This is a genomic window from Streptomyces sp. NPDC086519 (assembly GCF_040686075.1).
Taxonomy (GTDB): domain Bacteria; phylum Actinomycetota; class Actinomycetes; order Streptomycetales; family Streptomycetaceae; genus Streptomyces; species Streptomyces shenzhenensis.
Genome location: NZ_JBFBJL010000029.1, coordinates 77,974 through 92,551, shown reverse-complemented (window position 1 = coordinate 92,551; position 14,578 = coordinate 77,974). Strand labels below are relative to the sequence as shown.

The window sequence follows — 14,578 nt, the reverse complement described above, 5'->3', positions numbered from 1 at the left end:
TCCCCGGCGACCGCCTCGCCCCGACCCCACCACCCGCTTAAGGAGCTGGCGCCATGTCCGACCCCGCAGCCGCCGGACCGCCGCCGACACCGGGCCCCGCCGGATCCGCGCCCCAGCGGCTGCGCGGCGGTGTCCTCGGCATGGCCGACATCGCCGCCGCCACCATGGCCAACGTCGGTCCGGCCATGAGCTTCTTCTTCGGTTTCGCCTTCCTGGCCACCACCGCGGGCGTCGCCTCCCCGCTGACCATCGCCGCCGCCGGCGTCGCCGTCGCCCTGCTGGGCAACACCCTGGCCGAGTTCTCCCGGGCGCATCCCTCGGCGGGCAGTTTCATCACCTTCGTCGGCCGGACCTTCGGGCCGGTCAGCGCGGTGACCACGGCCCTGCTCGCCGGACTCGGCTACATCATCGCGATGGCCTCCGTGATCGCCATCTCGGGCGGTTTCGTGCAGATCACCCTGCACCACTACACCGGCCTCGACGTGCCCTGGATCATCTGGACGCTGCTGCTGACGGGGCTGTCGGTCGTTCTGATGCTGCGCGGGATCGTGGTCTCCACCAAGTGGGCCGGCTACTTCTTCGCCGTGGAGATGCTGGTCCTCGTCGTGGTCTCGGTCGTGGCGCTCGCCGAGCACCGCGGCGGCCTGTCCGCCGACCCGTTCCTGCCCGGTCACATCACCCACGGCGTCAGAGGGCTGGCCGCGGGCTTCCCGCTCGCCGTGTACCTGTTCGTCGGCTGGGAGAACTCCGCGGCGCTGGCCGAGGAGACCGAGAACCCCCGGCGCAACGTCGGCCGCGCGGTCTTCTCCTCCGTCGCCATCATGACGGTGAGCTACATCCTCTTCGCCTACGCCACCGTGACCGGCTTCGGCTACGACGTCGAACGGCTCGGCGACTCACCCATCCCCTTCGTCGACCTCGCCCAGAACACGTTCGGCGCGCTGGCCGTCCTCGCCTACGTCGGCGGCCTGACCTCCACCCTCGGCGTGCTGATCGCCGGCATCAACTCCCAGGCCCGGCTGATCTTCAACGCCGGACGGGAGGGGCTGCTGCCGTCCTTCTTCGGCTACGTCCATCCCACCCGCCGTACGCCGAACAACGCGATCGTCACCTTCGCCGTCACCGCCCTGCTGATCATCGGCGGCTGGGGGCTCGGGCACCTGCTGGGCGCCGACGGCGGTCCGATGGACCCGGTGGTCTTCTTCACCGAGTCCTCCAGCCTGGGCACGATCCTGATCCTGCTGGTCTACCTGGCCTCCAACATCGCCCTGCCGCTGTACTACCGCAGGTACCGGCCGCAGGAGTTCCGGACCGTGCGGCATCTCGTCCTGCCGGCGACCGGCGCCCTGGCGATCCTGGTTCCCCTCTACTACCTCACCAAGCCCGGCCAGCCCGCCCCGTACAGCTGGTTCCCGTACATCGCCCTGGCCGCCCTGCTGGCGGCGGTCTGCTACGCCACGGTACTGGTCCGCCGCGACCCGCGGCTGGCCGACCGGGTCGGCTCCGTCGTCGCCGATGAGGAGTGACCTCCGGTCTGCCGCCACCCCGGCCGCGGGGAGCGCCGGGCGTTCCCGGTGAGCCGCCGTGCGCGGCCGCCCGGCTCGCGCGGACCTGTCCGGCCGACGCCGTCGTGCCCAGTTGGTAGTTGGTAGCTGGTAGCTGGTCGGGGCCGGCGACCGGATGAGCCCGCCGCCGGCCCAGCGGCCGACGGCCGAGCGCGTGGGCGCCACGGTCGTCGAGGCACCCGGCGGCCATGCCGGCCGGGTGGCGCGGCCCGAGGCGGTCGTCGGTGTCATCGACGGCGCCACCGCCGCCGGTTGAGACACCTGTCGGCCCAAGTCATGTCCGTGGAACAGCTCATGTGCGTAGGCTGGGCCCCCGCGCGGCACATAGACATCCCGCGCGGAGCACATCGACGAGAGGCCCGATCGCATGTCCGAGTCACCCGGCACCGAGCTGGCGTCCGAGTACAGCGCGCGGATCGCGCAGGACCTCGAACTCAACGCCGAGGAACAGGACCGCCTCGCCACCGAGATCGCCGCCCTGGAAGAACAACTGCGCGCGGTACGGGAGAACAGGGTGGTGCTGGAGCGGCTCCGGCAGGCGCTCACCCCGCAGGCCCCCGCCCCCGCCTCCGTCTCGGCCACGGCCTCCGGCTCCGGAACCGCCGAACCGGCTGAGCCGGCCGAAGCAACCGATGCCGTCGAGGCCGCCGTGCCGCACCAGCGCACCGAGCCCGCGGTGAAACGCCGTGCCTCGGCGAAGCCGAGCCCCACGCAGACGAAGCAGAGCCTCATCGAGGCCGTGCACACCTACCTCGCCCAGCAGCGGGAACCGGTGTCCGCGACCGACGTCGCCGAGGCGATCAGGGCGGCCCGGCCCGGCCGCACCATCAAGACGACGGTCATCCGTACGACCCTGGAGAACCTGGTCGCCAAGAACCGGGCCCGGCGCACCAAGCAGGGCAGGGCCGTCTCCTACACGCTCTCGGCGTCGCAGGATCCCCAGGCACCGGAGGCCGATACGGACGCCGAGGCCTAGGGACCGCCGCCCCCCTCGATCCGCCGCCGGTCCGGCCGGGAGACATATGTCTCGGCCGGACCGGCGGAGACGTGTCACCTTTGCGGCACCGACAGCACATGAACTCAAGCCGCCCGCAGACATGTCCGGGTGTCTTCATGTGCGAACGTTCAGATACGTGAGGCACGTCTCCTCCTGGGCAGCTGGAGGCCACCATCGCGGGCAGGAGGGGACGTGTCGTTCAGCGTCCACCGCATCCTGGCCTCGGTCGTGGACGGTTCGGTGGACCACGGGTGCGAGTAGACGGGGTACGGGAAATCCCGGCGAGAACGATCATGGCCGTCCAGGTAGCGCTCGCCGACCGACGTGGCCCGGCCGACGAGTCGAGAGCAGGAGGCTCAGCGGGCCAGCAGGCTCTGGATCGCGGCCGCGATCTCGTCGGGTGCCTCTTCGGCCATGAAGTGCCCGGCGCGGGTCAGCCGGTGATCCAGGTCCGGCGCCCACGCCTTCCACACCCCGGCAGCGTCGTAGCCCAGCTGCGCGCCCCAGTCCTGCTGGACGACCGTCACGGGCATGGCCAGTTGCGACCCGGCGTCCAGGTCCGCCTGGTCGTGCATGACGTCGATGTCCGCCGAGGCCCGGTAGTCCGCGACGATCGACGTCACCGCCGCGGCGCTCGCGCGCAGGTATTCGGCACGCACATCCTCGGGCATGGCGGTCGGGTCGTTGGCCCAGGCGTCGAGGAACGAGCCGAAGAACGCGTCCGCACTGCCCGCGATCATCGCCTCCGGCAAGCCCGGCGGCTGCGCCATCAGGAAGAGGTGGTAGCCGACCGCCGCCGAGACGCCATGCAGGACGTTCCACATGTCGAGCGTCGGCACGATGTCGAGGATGCCCAGGTGCGTGACGGTCTCAGGGTGGTCCAACCCCGCCCGGAAGGCGACCAGGGCGCCTCGGTCGTGGCCGACGAGGGCAAAGCGCTCGTGGCCGAGCGCCGCCGCCAGGGACACGACGTCGGCGGCCATGGTGCGCTTGGCGTACACATCGGGGCCGGTGGCCGCCGGCTTGTCGCTCGCGCCGTAGCCCCGCAGGTCAGGACAGATCACCGTGTGCTCGTCGGCGAGCCGCTCGGCGACGTGTCGCCACATCAGGTGGGTCTGGGGAAAACCGTGCAGCAGTACGACCGGGCTGCCGCTGCCGCCGACAGCCGCAGCCAGCTCCACACCGTCCGTACCGGGCAGGCGAACGTGATCGAAGCCGGGAATGGTGAGCGTCATGAGGGACCACCCTTTGGGGTCGGGGACTTGACCGGATCAGCGTGGGCGACGGCGATCAGCAGCCGATCAGTACGGTTGGGCGCAGCCGGCCCCTGGCACGGAGGATGGGGGCATGCGAATCGACGTGCTCGGTGCGGTGCGGGCCCTCCGCGACGACGGCAGCCCGGTTGACCTGGGCGGCCCCCGCCATCGTGAGGTACTCGCCCGGCTCGTCGCCGCCGAGGCACGGATGGTCACCACCGACACCCTTGTCGATGACCTGTGGACCGATCCGCCGGCCCGCGCCGTGGGTGCTTTGCGTACGTTCGTCGCCGCGCTGCGCCGTGCCCTCGAACCCGACCGGCCGCCCCGCAATCCGCCGCGCGTCATCGTCACCGAAGGCCCCGGCTACGCGCTGCGCCTGCCGCGCGATGACGTGGACGTCCATCGGTTCCAGGACACCCTGGCCCGAGCCCGCCGCAACCCCGACGCGGTCACCGACCTCAGCGCGGCACTCGCGACCTGGCGCGGACCCGCCTACGCCGATGTGACCGGCTCCGCGTGGGCGCAGCGCGAGCGGACCCGACTGGAGGAACTGAGGTTGGAGGGGGTGGAACTGCGCGCCCGCATCCTCCTCGACTCCGGGGAAGGGGCCGACCTCGTCGCCGAACTGGGTGCCCATGTCGCCGAACACCCGTGGCGCGAGCCGGCCTGGGAGCTGCTTGCCCGCGCGCTGTACCGCGCGGGCCGCCAGGCCGACGCACTGGCCATCCTCCGCCGCGCCCGCGCGATGCTCCTCGACCAACTCGGACTCGACCCCAGTGCCGGCCTTCAGCGCCTGGAGACGGACATCCTCAACGGGTCCGCGCCCCCAGAAGGAGCGCGTACCGCGTGGACCGGCCATGGTGCCCGGCTCGGCCCGCGCACCACCGTGGATCTGGCCCGCACCCTCGCGCTGGCGGGTGGTGACGCCCTCGTCCACTCTCGGCGCGACCGCCTCGCCGCCATCCGTGCGGCGGAACGCACGGGAGACCTCTCGCTGACCGCCCGGACCATCGGCGCCTACGACGTGCCCGCCCTCTGGAGCCGTGCCGACGACCCCGAGCAGTCCCGCGCCGTCGTCGCGGCTGCCGAGCGCACGCTCACCGGGCTCGGCCCAGACGGCCCCGCCGACCTGCGCGCCCGCCTCCTGGCCACGGTCGCCGTCGAGAGCCGCAGCGCCGATCTGTCCGGGACCGAGCTGAAGCACGCGCGGCAGGCGGCGCGACAGGCAGAGGAGCTGGCACGGCACTTGGCCGACCCCGCCCTGCTCGCCTTCGCCCTCAACGGGGTGTACGTGCAGTCCTTCACCCGCCCCGGGCTCGCGGCGGCACGGGACAGGACCGGCGCCGAGATCCTCGACCTGGCCACCCGGCACGAGCTGCCGAACTTCGCCGTACTCGGCCGACTCGTCCGCCTGCAATCCGCCTCGGCCCTCGGCGACCTCGACGCCGCGACCTCACACGCCACGGCAGCCGACCAGCTCGCCGCCACCACCGAGGCACCCCTCGTCCCCGTCCTCACCGGGTGGTTCAGGGCCCAGGCCACAGCCGCCCGCAGCGCCGAACCCGGCGGACCGACCGCCGCCACGGCAGCAGCGCACTACCGCTGTGCCGAGGACGCCCTCCGGACGGCCGGAATGCCGGGACTGCACCGCGGCCTGTTCCCGCTCGCCCTCCTGGGACTGCGCCTGCTGCACGACCGGCCGGCGCCCACCGACCCGCACCTCGACTGGGGCCCGTACAGGCCCTGGACGCGCCCCCTCGTCCTGCTCGCCCAGGACCGGGGCGAGGAGGCCCGTACCGCCCTCGCTGCGGTACCCGAACCACCACGTGACCACATGCAGGAGGCCATGTGGTGCCTGACCGCCCGCGCCGCCGTACGCCTCGGCGAGCGCGGAATCGCCGCACACTCCGCGGCTGCCCTGCGTGATGCCAGTGCAGAACACGCCGGAGCCGCTAGCGGAATGCTGACCCTGGGCCCGGTGGCGCGATACCTGGCAGAGGCGGAGGCATGCGCCCGAGCGGGGTAAGCGACCGCGATCCGCGAACCCCGAGCCCGTCCGCGCTCACCCCACGGCCCCGGCAGAATCAGGTCGCCATGACGTTCAGGGGCACCCGTCGCCGACGCCAGGCGGTTGGCGACGGTCTCGATGCCACGCGTGGTGAAGCACACCTACCTCGCCCGGCAACGGGAACCGGTGTCCGCGACCGACGTCGCCGAGGCGATCAGGGCGGCCCGGCCCGGCCGCACCATCAGGGCCCGCGCCCGCGCGGTCTCGGCGCCGGGTGCCCTACGGCGCGGCCGTGCCCAGCGAGCGTTCCGTGACCCGCGCCAGATGCCGCTCGAACGTCTCGCGGACGTCCGGAGTCAGCGTCCGCAAGGCCACCAGCGCCGTGATCACCACGTCGCACAGTTCGCCCTGGACGTCCTCCCAGGTGTGGGTGACGCCCTTGCGGGGGTTCTGGCCGGTCGCGCCGATCACCGCCTGGGCGACCTCGCCCACCTCCTCCGTGAGCTTGAGCATCCGCAGCACGAGGCCGGTCTCGCCGCCGTGCCGGCGGTTGGCGTCCAGCCAGGTCCAGAGGTCTTCGATGGAGGTCCACAGGTCCGGGGCTTCCGGGGCTTCCGGGGTGGCCGGGCGGTTCGCAGGCGGTGTCGTCCGCTGTTCCTGTTCCTGTTCCTCTTCCTGTTCCGTCATGGCGGACAGCCTGCCCCACCCCCCCACCCCGCCTCGCCCCTACTCCTCGAAGAGCGCCTCCTGCTCGCCCTCCTTCGCCCGCCGCACCCGCCGGTTCCGGGCGCCGATGACCACGGCCGTCACCGCCCCCGTCACGCCGAGGGCCGCCGGGACCATCCAGCCGCGGTCCAGGACATGGCCGAACGCGTGGTCCAGGGAGAGCCGGCCGGGGCCGGTGACGGCGAGGCCCGCGGTGGCCAGGCCCAGGGTCGCCGCGTACTCGTAGCCGCCCTCCTGGGCGAAGAAGCCGTTCGGCTTGTGCAGGGCGGTCGCGCCCGCCATCGAGCCGGCCGCCGCGGCGCCCGCCGCCGGTGTCGCCAGGCCCAGCGCCAGCAGCGCCCCGCCGCCCGCCTCCGCCAGCCCCGCCGCCAGCGCGCTCTGCCTGCCGGGCGCGTACCCGACCGACTCCATGTACTGGCCCGTGCCCTTGATCCCGCCCCCGCCGAACCAGCCGAACAGCTTCTGCGCACCGTGCGCGGCCAGTACCCCGCCGGTGCCCAGCCGGAGCAGCAGCAGGCCCACGTCACGTCGGTCGTAGCAGGTCACAGGAACTCCCATCGGCGGCAACGGATCGCGGGTTTCCACCGTCGCACCCGGCACACCCGATCGGCCCGTCGTCGCCGCCGTTCGGGTGGCGGGCGGGTGGCGGGCCGCCGGGACCGATGTGACGCTGACTGGCATGACGATCAAGACAGCCAAGCTCAGCGACCCGGCCGTCCGGGCCTTCGTCACCGCCGTCAACTCCAACGACCGCGAGCGCCTCCGGGATCTCCTCACGCCGGACGCGACCATGGCGGACGACGGTTCCGACCGGAACCTGGACGACTGGATCGACCGGGAGATCTTCTCCTCCAACGGCCACATCGACGTGGACAACGAGTCCAACGGCGGCCACTCCCTGCTGGCTCACTACCGCAACGACACCTGGGGCGAGATGGTCACCCGCTGGGACTTCACGGTCGAGGAGGACGGCCGCATCTCCCGCTTCGAGACCGGACAGGCATGAACTCTTGCCTTCGTGTGCGCTCCAACTCCTAGCGTCCTCAACCATGGAAACCAAAAGGACGGAAACCAAAGGGACGGGAAGCGAAGGCACGGCAACCGCAGGCACGGCAACCGGCAGTGCCACCAGGATCCTGGGGCGTTCCGGCATCCGCGTCAGCGCGCTCGGCTTCGGCTGCTGGGCCATCGGCGGTGAGTGGCAGGACGCCACCGGGCAGCCGCTCGGCTGGGGCAAGGTCGACGACGAGGAGTCCGTACGGGCGATCCACCGCGCCCTCGACCTCGGCGTCACCTTCTTCGACACCGCCGACACCTACGGCGCCGGTCACAGCGAGCGGGTTCTCGGCCGCGCCCTCGGCAAGCGGCGCGACGAGGTCGTCGTCGCCACCAAGTGGGGCAACGTCTTCGATGAGGAGACCCGCACCCTCATCGGCCGTGACGACTCCCCGGCCCACGTCCGCCGCGCCCTCACCGCCTCCCTGCGCCGCCTCGGCACCGACCACGTCGACCTCTACCAGCTGCACATCTCCGACGCCGACCCGGCCCGCGCCGCCGGACTTCGGGACGTGTGCGAGGAGTTGGCCGGCGAGGGACTGATCCGGGCCTACGGCTGGAGCACCGACGACCCGGCCCGCGCCGCCGTCTTCGCCGAGGGGCCGCACTGCACGGCCGTGCAGCACACCCTCAACGTGCTCCAGGACGCTCCGCGACTCATCGCGTTCGCCGAGCAGTCGGAGCTCGCCGCCATCAACCGCAGCCCGCTCGCCATGGGGTTGCTGGGCGGACGGCGGGCGGGGGCCGCGGCGGGCGACATCCGCAGCAGGCCGCCGGCCTGGCTGCCCGGGTTCGGGGACGGCGACGGCGCGGACCCCGCGTGGGTCGAGCGGATCGATTCCCTGCGCGAGGTCCTCACCAGCGACGGGCGGACCCTCGCCCAGGGCTCCCTCGCCTGGATCTGGGCCCGTAGCCCGCGCACGGTCCCGATCCCCGGCTTCCGGTCCGTCGCCCAGGCCGAGCAGAACGCCGGCGCGATGGCGAAGGGGCCGCTCACCGCCGAGCAGATGGCCGAGATCGACCGTCTCCTCGGGCGCTGAGCGGCCCCGAGGGCCCGCGCGCGGAACTCAGTGCCCCTGGCCGCCGCCGTACCCCGCCTGCTGCGGCTGGGCCGCGGTGTGCGCGGCCGCCTGCTGCGCGTACCGCCGGCCGCCGCCCTGCTCGGTGAGGGTGATCTGGCCGGCCTTGATGGTGGCCAGACGCGGGGCGCGGCGGGCGATGGAGGAGTCGTGGGTGACCATGACGAAGGTCAGCCCGTACTCGTGCCACAGACCTTCCAGGAGGGCCATGATGTCGTCGCGGGTGCCCTCGTCGAGGTTGCCGGTCGGCTCGTCGGCGAGCAGCACCTTCGGCTTCTTCACCAGCGCGCGGGCGATCGCGACGCGCTGCTGCTGGCCGCCGGAGAGCTCGGAGGGGGCGTGCGTGAGGCGCTCGCCCAGGCCCACCGAACGCAGGGCCTCGGCGGCGCGCTCGCGGCGCTCGGCCGGCTTGACGCCCAGCGGGACGAGGGCCGTCTCGACGTTCTCCTGAGCGGTGAGCGTCGGGATGAGGTTGAACGACTGGAAGATGATGCCGATCTTCTCGGCGCGCAGCCGGGTCAGTTTGGTCTCGCTGATCCGGGCGAGGTCGACGCCGTCCAGCTCGACGCTTCCCTCGGTCGGGCGGTCCAGGCCGCCGATCATCTGGAGCAGGGTCGACTTGCCGCCGCCGGTCGGGCCCTGGATGACGAGCTGGTCGCCGTCCTCGATGGTCAGGTCGACGCCGCGCAGTGCCTCGACCGTCTCCTTGCCCCGCGTGTAGCGCTTGGTGACTCCGCTGAGTCTGTACATGGGATCTCCACTGGCTGGTAAGGGGGTGGGGCGCCGCGTCCCGGGGGGAGTGGAAGCGGCGCCCCGGCTTGGGGGCGGGGTGTTACGAGACGCTGCGCAGGGCGTCGGCCGGGCGCATCCGGGAGGCGCGCCAGCCGCCCATCGCGCCGGCGATCAGACCGCCGGTGACCGCGAGGCCGACCGCGAGGGCGATGGTGGTGAGGGAGACGGGCGCGGACAGCGCGATCTCCAGGGTGTTCTGGGAGGCCTGCTGGCCGGGGCCGCCGCCCGGGCCGCCGCCCGCTCCGCCGGCGCCGGTGTTGCCCAGCTGTGCGGTGAGCTTCGGGCTGACCGCGGTGACCGCGTAGGCCGCGCCCACGCCGAGGGCGATGCCGAGGGCGCCGCCGATCAGGCCGTTGACCATGGACTCGCCGACGACCTGGCGGGTCACGTTGCGGGAGGGCCAGCCGAGCGCCTTCAGGGTGCCGAACTCACGCACCCGGCGGGAGACCGCGGACGACGTCAGCAGGGCCGCCACCAGGAAGGCCGCCGCGAGGACCGCGATGGACAGCCACTTGCCGACGCTGGTCGCGAGGCTGGAGGCGGTGGAGAGGGAACCGGAGACGGTGGACGCCAGGTCGGCGGAGGTGGTGACCGTCGTACCGGAGATGTTGGCCGTGATCTCCTTCTTCACAGCGGAGATCTGCTGGGAGTCGGTCGCCTTGACGTAGATCGTGGTGACCTGGTTCTTGGCGTCGCCGAGGGTCTGCGCGACCTTCAGCGGGACGAACACGTCGGTGTCGGACTCGCTGCTGTCCGGGGTGGCGATGCCGATGACCGTGAACTTGGTGCCGGAGATCTTGAAGGTCGAACCGACCTTGTACTTCTTCTCCTTGGCGTACGACTTGCTGACCACCGCGACCTTGGCGCTGGTCTGCGCGGAGGTGAAGGTCTTGCCCGTGGTGATCTTCATGGTGGACAGCGGGCCGAGGCCCTGGTGGGCCACGTCGACGCCGACCACGGAGTAGCTGTTGACGTTGAAGTCGGCGCCGCCGCCCTGGACTTGCGGCGCGCCGCCCGAGCTGCTGCTGCCGCCCGGCTGCCCCTGGCCGCCGCTGTTGCTCGTGCTGCTGCCGCTGGTGGAGGACTTCGCCTGGCCCTGGGTGAAGGAGCCGTCGACCTTGGTGACGTTGAGGGAGAGCGCTCCGACCGCGCTCTCCACGCCCTTCTGGCCGGCGACCTTGGTGACCAGGGACGACTTCAGGGCCTGACCGCCCTGCGTCTGCACCCGGTCCGAACTCTGCGTGGAGCTGCTGCTGGACTTGGCGTCGAACTTGAAGTTCGGGCCGCCGGAGCTGCCCGAGGTCGGCGCGGTACGGGCCTTGGTGACCGTCATGTCGGTCCCGAGGCCGTAAAGCGACTTGAGGACCTTGTCCTGCGCCTGGGTCATGCCGGCCGACACCGAGTTGACCGTGATGACCAGCGCGATACCGAGCGCCAGACCCAGAGCGATGACCAGGGCCGCCTTCTTTCTACGGCCCAGCTCGCGCTTGAGATAGATGCCAAACATCCCGTTCCTCGAAGGTTCTTGGCGCCCGCTGTGGACGCGAGCTCAAGTTAGGGAGGAACCTTTGAGCCACACTGGGTAAAAGATGTGTCAGAGCTGAGAAACGGGGAGGTCTCAGGAAACTTTCATAAGACAGCACATTCATGTGCCGGGGAGGGGTCCTCCCGGCAAAGCGCTGTTGGGTGCGGTGTACGGTCCCGGGATGCGTGCTTCCTCTCGGCTGACCCGGCGTGCCGTCCTCGGACTGACGGCCGCCGCCCTTCCCGTGTCCGCGGCGGCCCCTGCCTTCGCCGCCACCGTCATAGGCGGCGACCGGCTGGCCCGTGGCGGTATACAGGTGAGCGGGGCCACCGGCCTGCCCAAGAAGATCACCGCTCGCGCGTGGCTGATCGCCGACTGCGACAGCGGTGAGGTGCTCGCCTCGTACAACGCGCACCGGCGGCTGGCGCCCGCCTCCACCCTGAAGATGCTGTTCGCGGACACCGTGTTGGAGAAGTTCGAGCGCACCGAGCGGTACCGGGTCAAGGACTCCGACATCTCCGACGTCCCGGCCGGTTCCAGCCTGGTCGGCATCAAGCCCGGCCTCACCTACACCGTCGAGCAGCTGTGGCAGGGCGTCTTCCTGCGCTCCGGCAACGACGCCGTGCACGTGCTCTCCCACATGAACGGCGGGATCGCGAAGACCGTCGCCGAGATGCAGGCCAAGGCGGTGGACCTGCAAGCCCTGGACACCCATGTGGTCAGCCCCGACGGCTTCGACCACAAGGGGCAGCTGTCGTCGGCGTACGACCTGACCCTCTTCGCCCGGCACGGGCTGAAGGACGACGACTTCCGCGGCTACTGCGGCACGCGTACCGCGGACTTCCCGGCCGGCGGCAAGAAGACCTTCCAGATCCAGAACACCGACCGCCTGCTCACCGGTGCCTGGGGACTCGACGTCTACAAGGGCCTGTTCGGCGTCAAGAACGGCTACACCAGCCACGCGGGCAACACCTTCACCGGCGGTGCCACCCGGGGCGGCCGCACCCTGCTGGTGACCGTGATGCACCCGGACCCCGGCACCAACGCCGTGTACGAGCAGACCGCCGCGCTGCTCGACTGGGGCTTCGGGAAGGGGAGTTCGGCGCAGCCGGTGGGGGTGCTGGTCGATCCGCTCAGCGAGGGCGGGGGGAGCGCGAGTGCGTCGCCGTCGAAGGGCAAGGGGGCCGCGGGGGCGTCCGGGACGGGGGCGGCGGCCGGTTCGGGGGCGTCCGGGCCCTCGCCGTGGCGGCTCGCGGTGGGCGGGGCGGGCACGCTCGCGCTGCTGGGCGCGGGGGCGTGGGCGCTGCGCAGGCGACGGCGGCCGGCCGGCGCCGCGGCCGCCTCCGACCCGGGTGACACAGCGGTCGACTCGGCTGACACCCCGGCGAGTTGACGTCTCGCGGCAGCCGCCCCACCCACCGGTGCGTGCCCGCGGTGCCGTGCGGGCCCACCCCCACCCCGGTCCGGTGGAACGGCTGCCGCCTCCCCCCTCGGTGTGGTCGGCGGAACACCAGAGCCTCAACTGTGAAGTTCTGGTGGAGGAAAGTTGAGCATAGGGCCGTTACCGGCCGCAATACCTCGGATGCCGGAATTCCGCTTGTGCAGGTTGTGGCAGGTCCGGCTGAACGACCGTTCAGCCCCGGCCCACGTACGGCATCGCCGTCGCCAGTACCGTCGCGAACTGCACGTTCGCCGCGAGCGGCAGCTCGGCCATGTGCCGCACGGTCCGCGCCACGTCGGCCACGTCCATCACCGGTTCCGGGGCGACCTCCCCGTTCGCTTGCAGCGCCCCGGTCTGCATGGCCGCCGTCATGTCCGTCGCCGCGTTGCCGATGTCGATCTGCCCGACCGCGATGCCGTACGGCCGCCCGTCCAGGGACAAGGACTTGGTCAGCCCCGTCAGCGCGTGCTTGGTCGCGGTGTAGGCGACGGAGCGCGGGCGGGGCGTGTGCGCCGAGACGGACCCGTTGTTGATGATCCGGCCGCCCTGCGGCTCCTGCTCCTTCATCTGCCGGAACGCCGCCTGCGCGCACAGGAACGCCCCGTTGAGGTTGGTGTCCACGACGTGCCGCCACGCCTCGTACGGCAGGTCCTCCACGGCCACCCCGCCGGGCCCGAACGTCCCCGCGTTGTTGAACAGCAGGTCCACCCGCCCGAACCGCTCCACGGCCGCCGCGAACAGCGCGGTCACGTCGTCGGGTTGTGACACGTCGGTCCGTACCGCGACAAAGGCGCCCTCGGGCACCAGCGCCGCCGTCTCCGCCAGCCGCGCCGGGCGCCGGCCGGCCAGCGCCACCGACCAGCCGGCCCGCAGCAGTTCCGTGGCCACGGCGCGGCCGATACCGGAACCGGCGCCGGTGACCACGGCGATCTTTGGTTGCTTGGTGTTCATGGGGTCGCAGCGTAGGCGCTCCGCTGGGAGGGCCGACTGTTCGGTCGTCGTTCGGCTGCGGGTGCGTGGGGGCTGGGCGCGCCCACGCGGCGGAGCCGCATATCAAATACAGCCCCGCGCCCCTGACGGGGCGCTTCACTTCGGGGCGCTTCTACGCCTCGCCCGGGTAGCGGACGCCGATCAGTTCGCGTAGGCCGTCCAGGGTGCGCATGATCGCCAAGGTGCCGGCGTGGGGGACGAGGGCGGACTCCTGTTCGCCGGCGCGGACGGCGCGCATGGCCTCCCTGGCCTCGTGGCGGAAGGTGTCGCGGGGGCCGTCCTCCGCGGTCAGGGCGAATTCCTCCGGGACGCGGCCGTCGCGGTGCAGCACGAAGCGCTCGGGGTTGAAGAAGCCGTCCGGTATGTCGATCCGGCCCTTCGAGCCGGTGACCGAGGCCGTGGTGCCGGTGCCGCCGGCGATGGAGCAGTGCAACGCCGCGAGAGCGCCGCTCTCCCAGGAGAGCAGGGCACCCGTCTGGAGATCGACGCCCTCGTCCGAGAGCACCGCTCGCGCCGACATCCCGTCCGGCTCACCGAGCAGCAGGTGCGCGAACGACACCGGATACACCCCCAGGTCGAGCAGCGCGCCCCCGCCGAGCAGCGGGTTCCGCAGCCGGTGCGCCGGCGGGAACGGTCCCTCCAGGCCGAAGTCCGCCTGCACGGTCCGGACCTCGCCGATCGCCCCGTCCGCGACCAGCGCCGTCAGCCGCCGGACCAGCGGGTTGCAGTACATCCACATCGCCTCCATCAGGAAGCGGTCGTGCTGCTTGGCCAGCGCGATCAGTTCCGCGGCCTCGCGGACGTTGAGCGTGAACGGCTTCTCGCACAGCACGTTCCGCCCGGCCTCCAGGCACAGCCCGGCGGCCGCCCGGTGCGCCGAGTGCGGAGTGGCGACGTACACGATGTCGATGTCCTCGTCCCGGGCCAGCGACTCCCAGTCCCCGTACGCCCGCCCGATCCCGAACCGCTCCGCGAACCCCGCCGCCGACTCCGGGGAGCGCGAGGCCACCGCCACGATCTCCGCGTCCGGCAGATCGACCAGGTCCGCCGTGAACGCGGCCGCGATCCCGCCCGTCGCCAGGATCCCCCACCGCACGCTCTGCTCAGCCATGTCCCGGCCGCCCCACCCTCGCTCATGTG

14 protein-coding genes are annotated in these 14,578 nt (G+C 72.1%); 7 read left to right on the top strand and 7 right to left on the bottom strand.

Translation table 11 applies throughout. The features are described 5' to 3' along the window. The first annotated feature begins 53 nt into the window (after positions 1–53). From AB0P24_RS26555 to AB0P24_RS26545, 3 genes are all read left to right on the top strand, one after another. Positions 54–1,526 (top strand): APC family permease, encoded by a 1,473-nt coding sequence (locus AB0P24_RS26555; RefSeq protein WP_365798117.1) that lies wholly within the window; start codon positions 54–56, stop codon positions 1,524–1,526. 154 nt (positions 1,527–1,680) lie between these two features. Continuing rightward, positions 1,681–1,821: a hypothetical protein gene (locus AB0P24_RS26550; protein WP_365798115.1), complete on the top strand. Its 141-nt coding sequence runs from the start codon at positions 1,681–1,683 to the stop codon at positions 1,819–1,821. Positions 1,822–1,932: 111 nt separating this feature from the next. After that, positions 1,933–2,541: a hypothetical protein gene (locus AB0P24_RS26545; protein WP_365798113.1), complete on the top strand. Its 609-nt coding sequence runs from the start codon at positions 1,933–1,935 to the stop codon at positions 2,539–2,541. A 377-nt stretch (positions 2,542–2,918) separates the two neighbouring features. On the opposite strand, the gene AB0P24_RS26540 is transcribed toward AB0P24_RS26545, so the two are convergent. Then, positions 2,919–3,797 carry an alpha/beta hydrolase gene (locus tag AB0P24_RS26540; RefSeq protein ID WP_365798111.1) on the bottom strand — a complete coding sequence of 293 codons (879 nt, stop codon included), beginning with the start codon at positions 3,795–3,797 and terminating at the stop codon, positions 2,919–2,921. 112 nt (positions 3,798–3,909) lie between these two features. Here AB0P24_RS26540 and AB0P24_RS26535 point away from each other — a divergent pair, with 112 nt between their 5' ends. Beyond that, positions 3,910–5,847, top strand: a complete 1,938-nt coding sequence (locus tag AB0P24_RS26535) for an AfsR/SARP family transcriptional regulator (protein WP_365798109.1) — start codon at positions 3,910–3,912, stop codon at positions 5,845–5,847. A 261-nt stretch (positions 5,848–6,108) separates the two neighbouring features. Here the strand turns inward: AB0P24_RS26535 and AB0P24_RS26530 are convergent, their stop codons facing one another. After that, positions 6,109–6,516 carry a MazG-like family protein gene (locus tag AB0P24_RS26530; RefSeq protein ID WP_365798107.1) on the bottom strand — a complete coding sequence of 136 codons (408 nt, stop codon included), beginning with the start codon at positions 6,514–6,516 and terminating at the stop codon, positions 6,109–6,111. Between the two features lie 39 nt (positions 6,517–6,555). Continuing rightward, positions 6,556–7,101: a DoxX family membrane protein gene (locus AB0P24_RS26525; protein ID WP_365798177.1), complete on the bottom strand. Its 546-nt coding sequence runs from the start codon at positions 7,099–7,101 to the stop codon at positions 6,556–6,558. Positions 7,102–7,234: 133 nt separating this feature from the next. Between AB0P24_RS26525 and AB0P24_RS26520 the strand changes: the two genes are divergently transcribed. Further along, on the top strand, positions 7,235–7,561 hold the full coding sequence (locus AB0P24_RS26520; RefSeq protein ID WP_365798105.1) for a nuclear transport factor 2 family protein: 327 nt from the start codon (positions 7,235–7,237) through the stop codon (positions 7,559–7,561). Positions 7,562–7,604: 43 nt separating this feature from the next. Beyond that, the gene (locus tag AB0P24_RS26515; protein ID WP_365798103.1) at positions 7,605–8,651 is read left to right on the top strand and encodes an aldo/keto reductase; all 1,047 of its coding nucleotides are present in this window, start codon (positions 7,605–7,607) and stop codon (positions 8,649–8,651) included. 27 nt (positions 8,652–8,678) lie between these two features. Here the strand turns inward: AB0P24_RS26515 and AB0P24_RS26510 are convergent, their stop codons facing one another. Together AB0P24_RS26510 and AB0P24_RS26505 are read right to left on the bottom strand one after the other, a co-directional pair. After that, positions 8,679–9,440 (bottom strand): ABC transporter ATP-binding protein, encoded by a 762-nt coding sequence (locus AB0P24_RS26510; protein ID WP_365798101.1) that lies wholly within the window; start codon positions 9,438–9,440, stop codon positions 8,679–8,681. Positions 9,441–9,522: 82 nt separating this feature from the next. Further along, positions 9,523–10,989: an ABC transporter permease gene (locus AB0P24_RS26505; RefSeq protein ID WP_365798099.1), complete on the bottom strand. Its 1,467-nt coding sequence runs from the start codon at positions 10,987–10,989 to the stop codon at positions 9,523–9,525. Between the two features lie 199 nt (positions 10,990–11,188). Here AB0P24_RS26505 and AB0P24_RS26500 point away from each other — a divergent pair, with 199 nt between their 5' ends. After that, positions 11,189–12,400 (top strand): serine hydrolase, encoded by a 1,212-nt coding sequence (locus AB0P24_RS26500; RefSeq protein ID WP_365798097.1) that lies wholly within the window; start codon positions 11,189–11,191, stop codon positions 12,398–12,400. A 240-nt stretch (positions 12,401–12,640) separates the two neighbouring features. Here AB0P24_RS26500 and AB0P24_RS26495 read toward each other — a convergent pair whose 3' ends face one another. Together AB0P24_RS26495 and AB0P24_RS26490 are read right to left on the bottom strand one after the other, a co-directional pair. Continuing rightward, a complete protein-coding gene (locus AB0P24_RS26495; protein WP_365798095.1) occupies positions 12,641–13,399 on the bottom strand; it encodes an SDR family oxidoreductase in 759 nt (252 codons plus the stop codon). 151 nt (positions 13,400–13,550) lie between these two features. After that, positions 13,551–14,549 (bottom strand): Gfo/Idh/MocA family oxidoreductase, encoded by a 999-nt coding sequence (locus tag AB0P24_RS26490; RefSeq protein ID WP_365798093.1) that lies wholly within the window; start codon positions 14,547–14,549, stop codon positions 13,551–13,553. Positions 14,550–14,578: the final 29 nt, after the last annotated feature.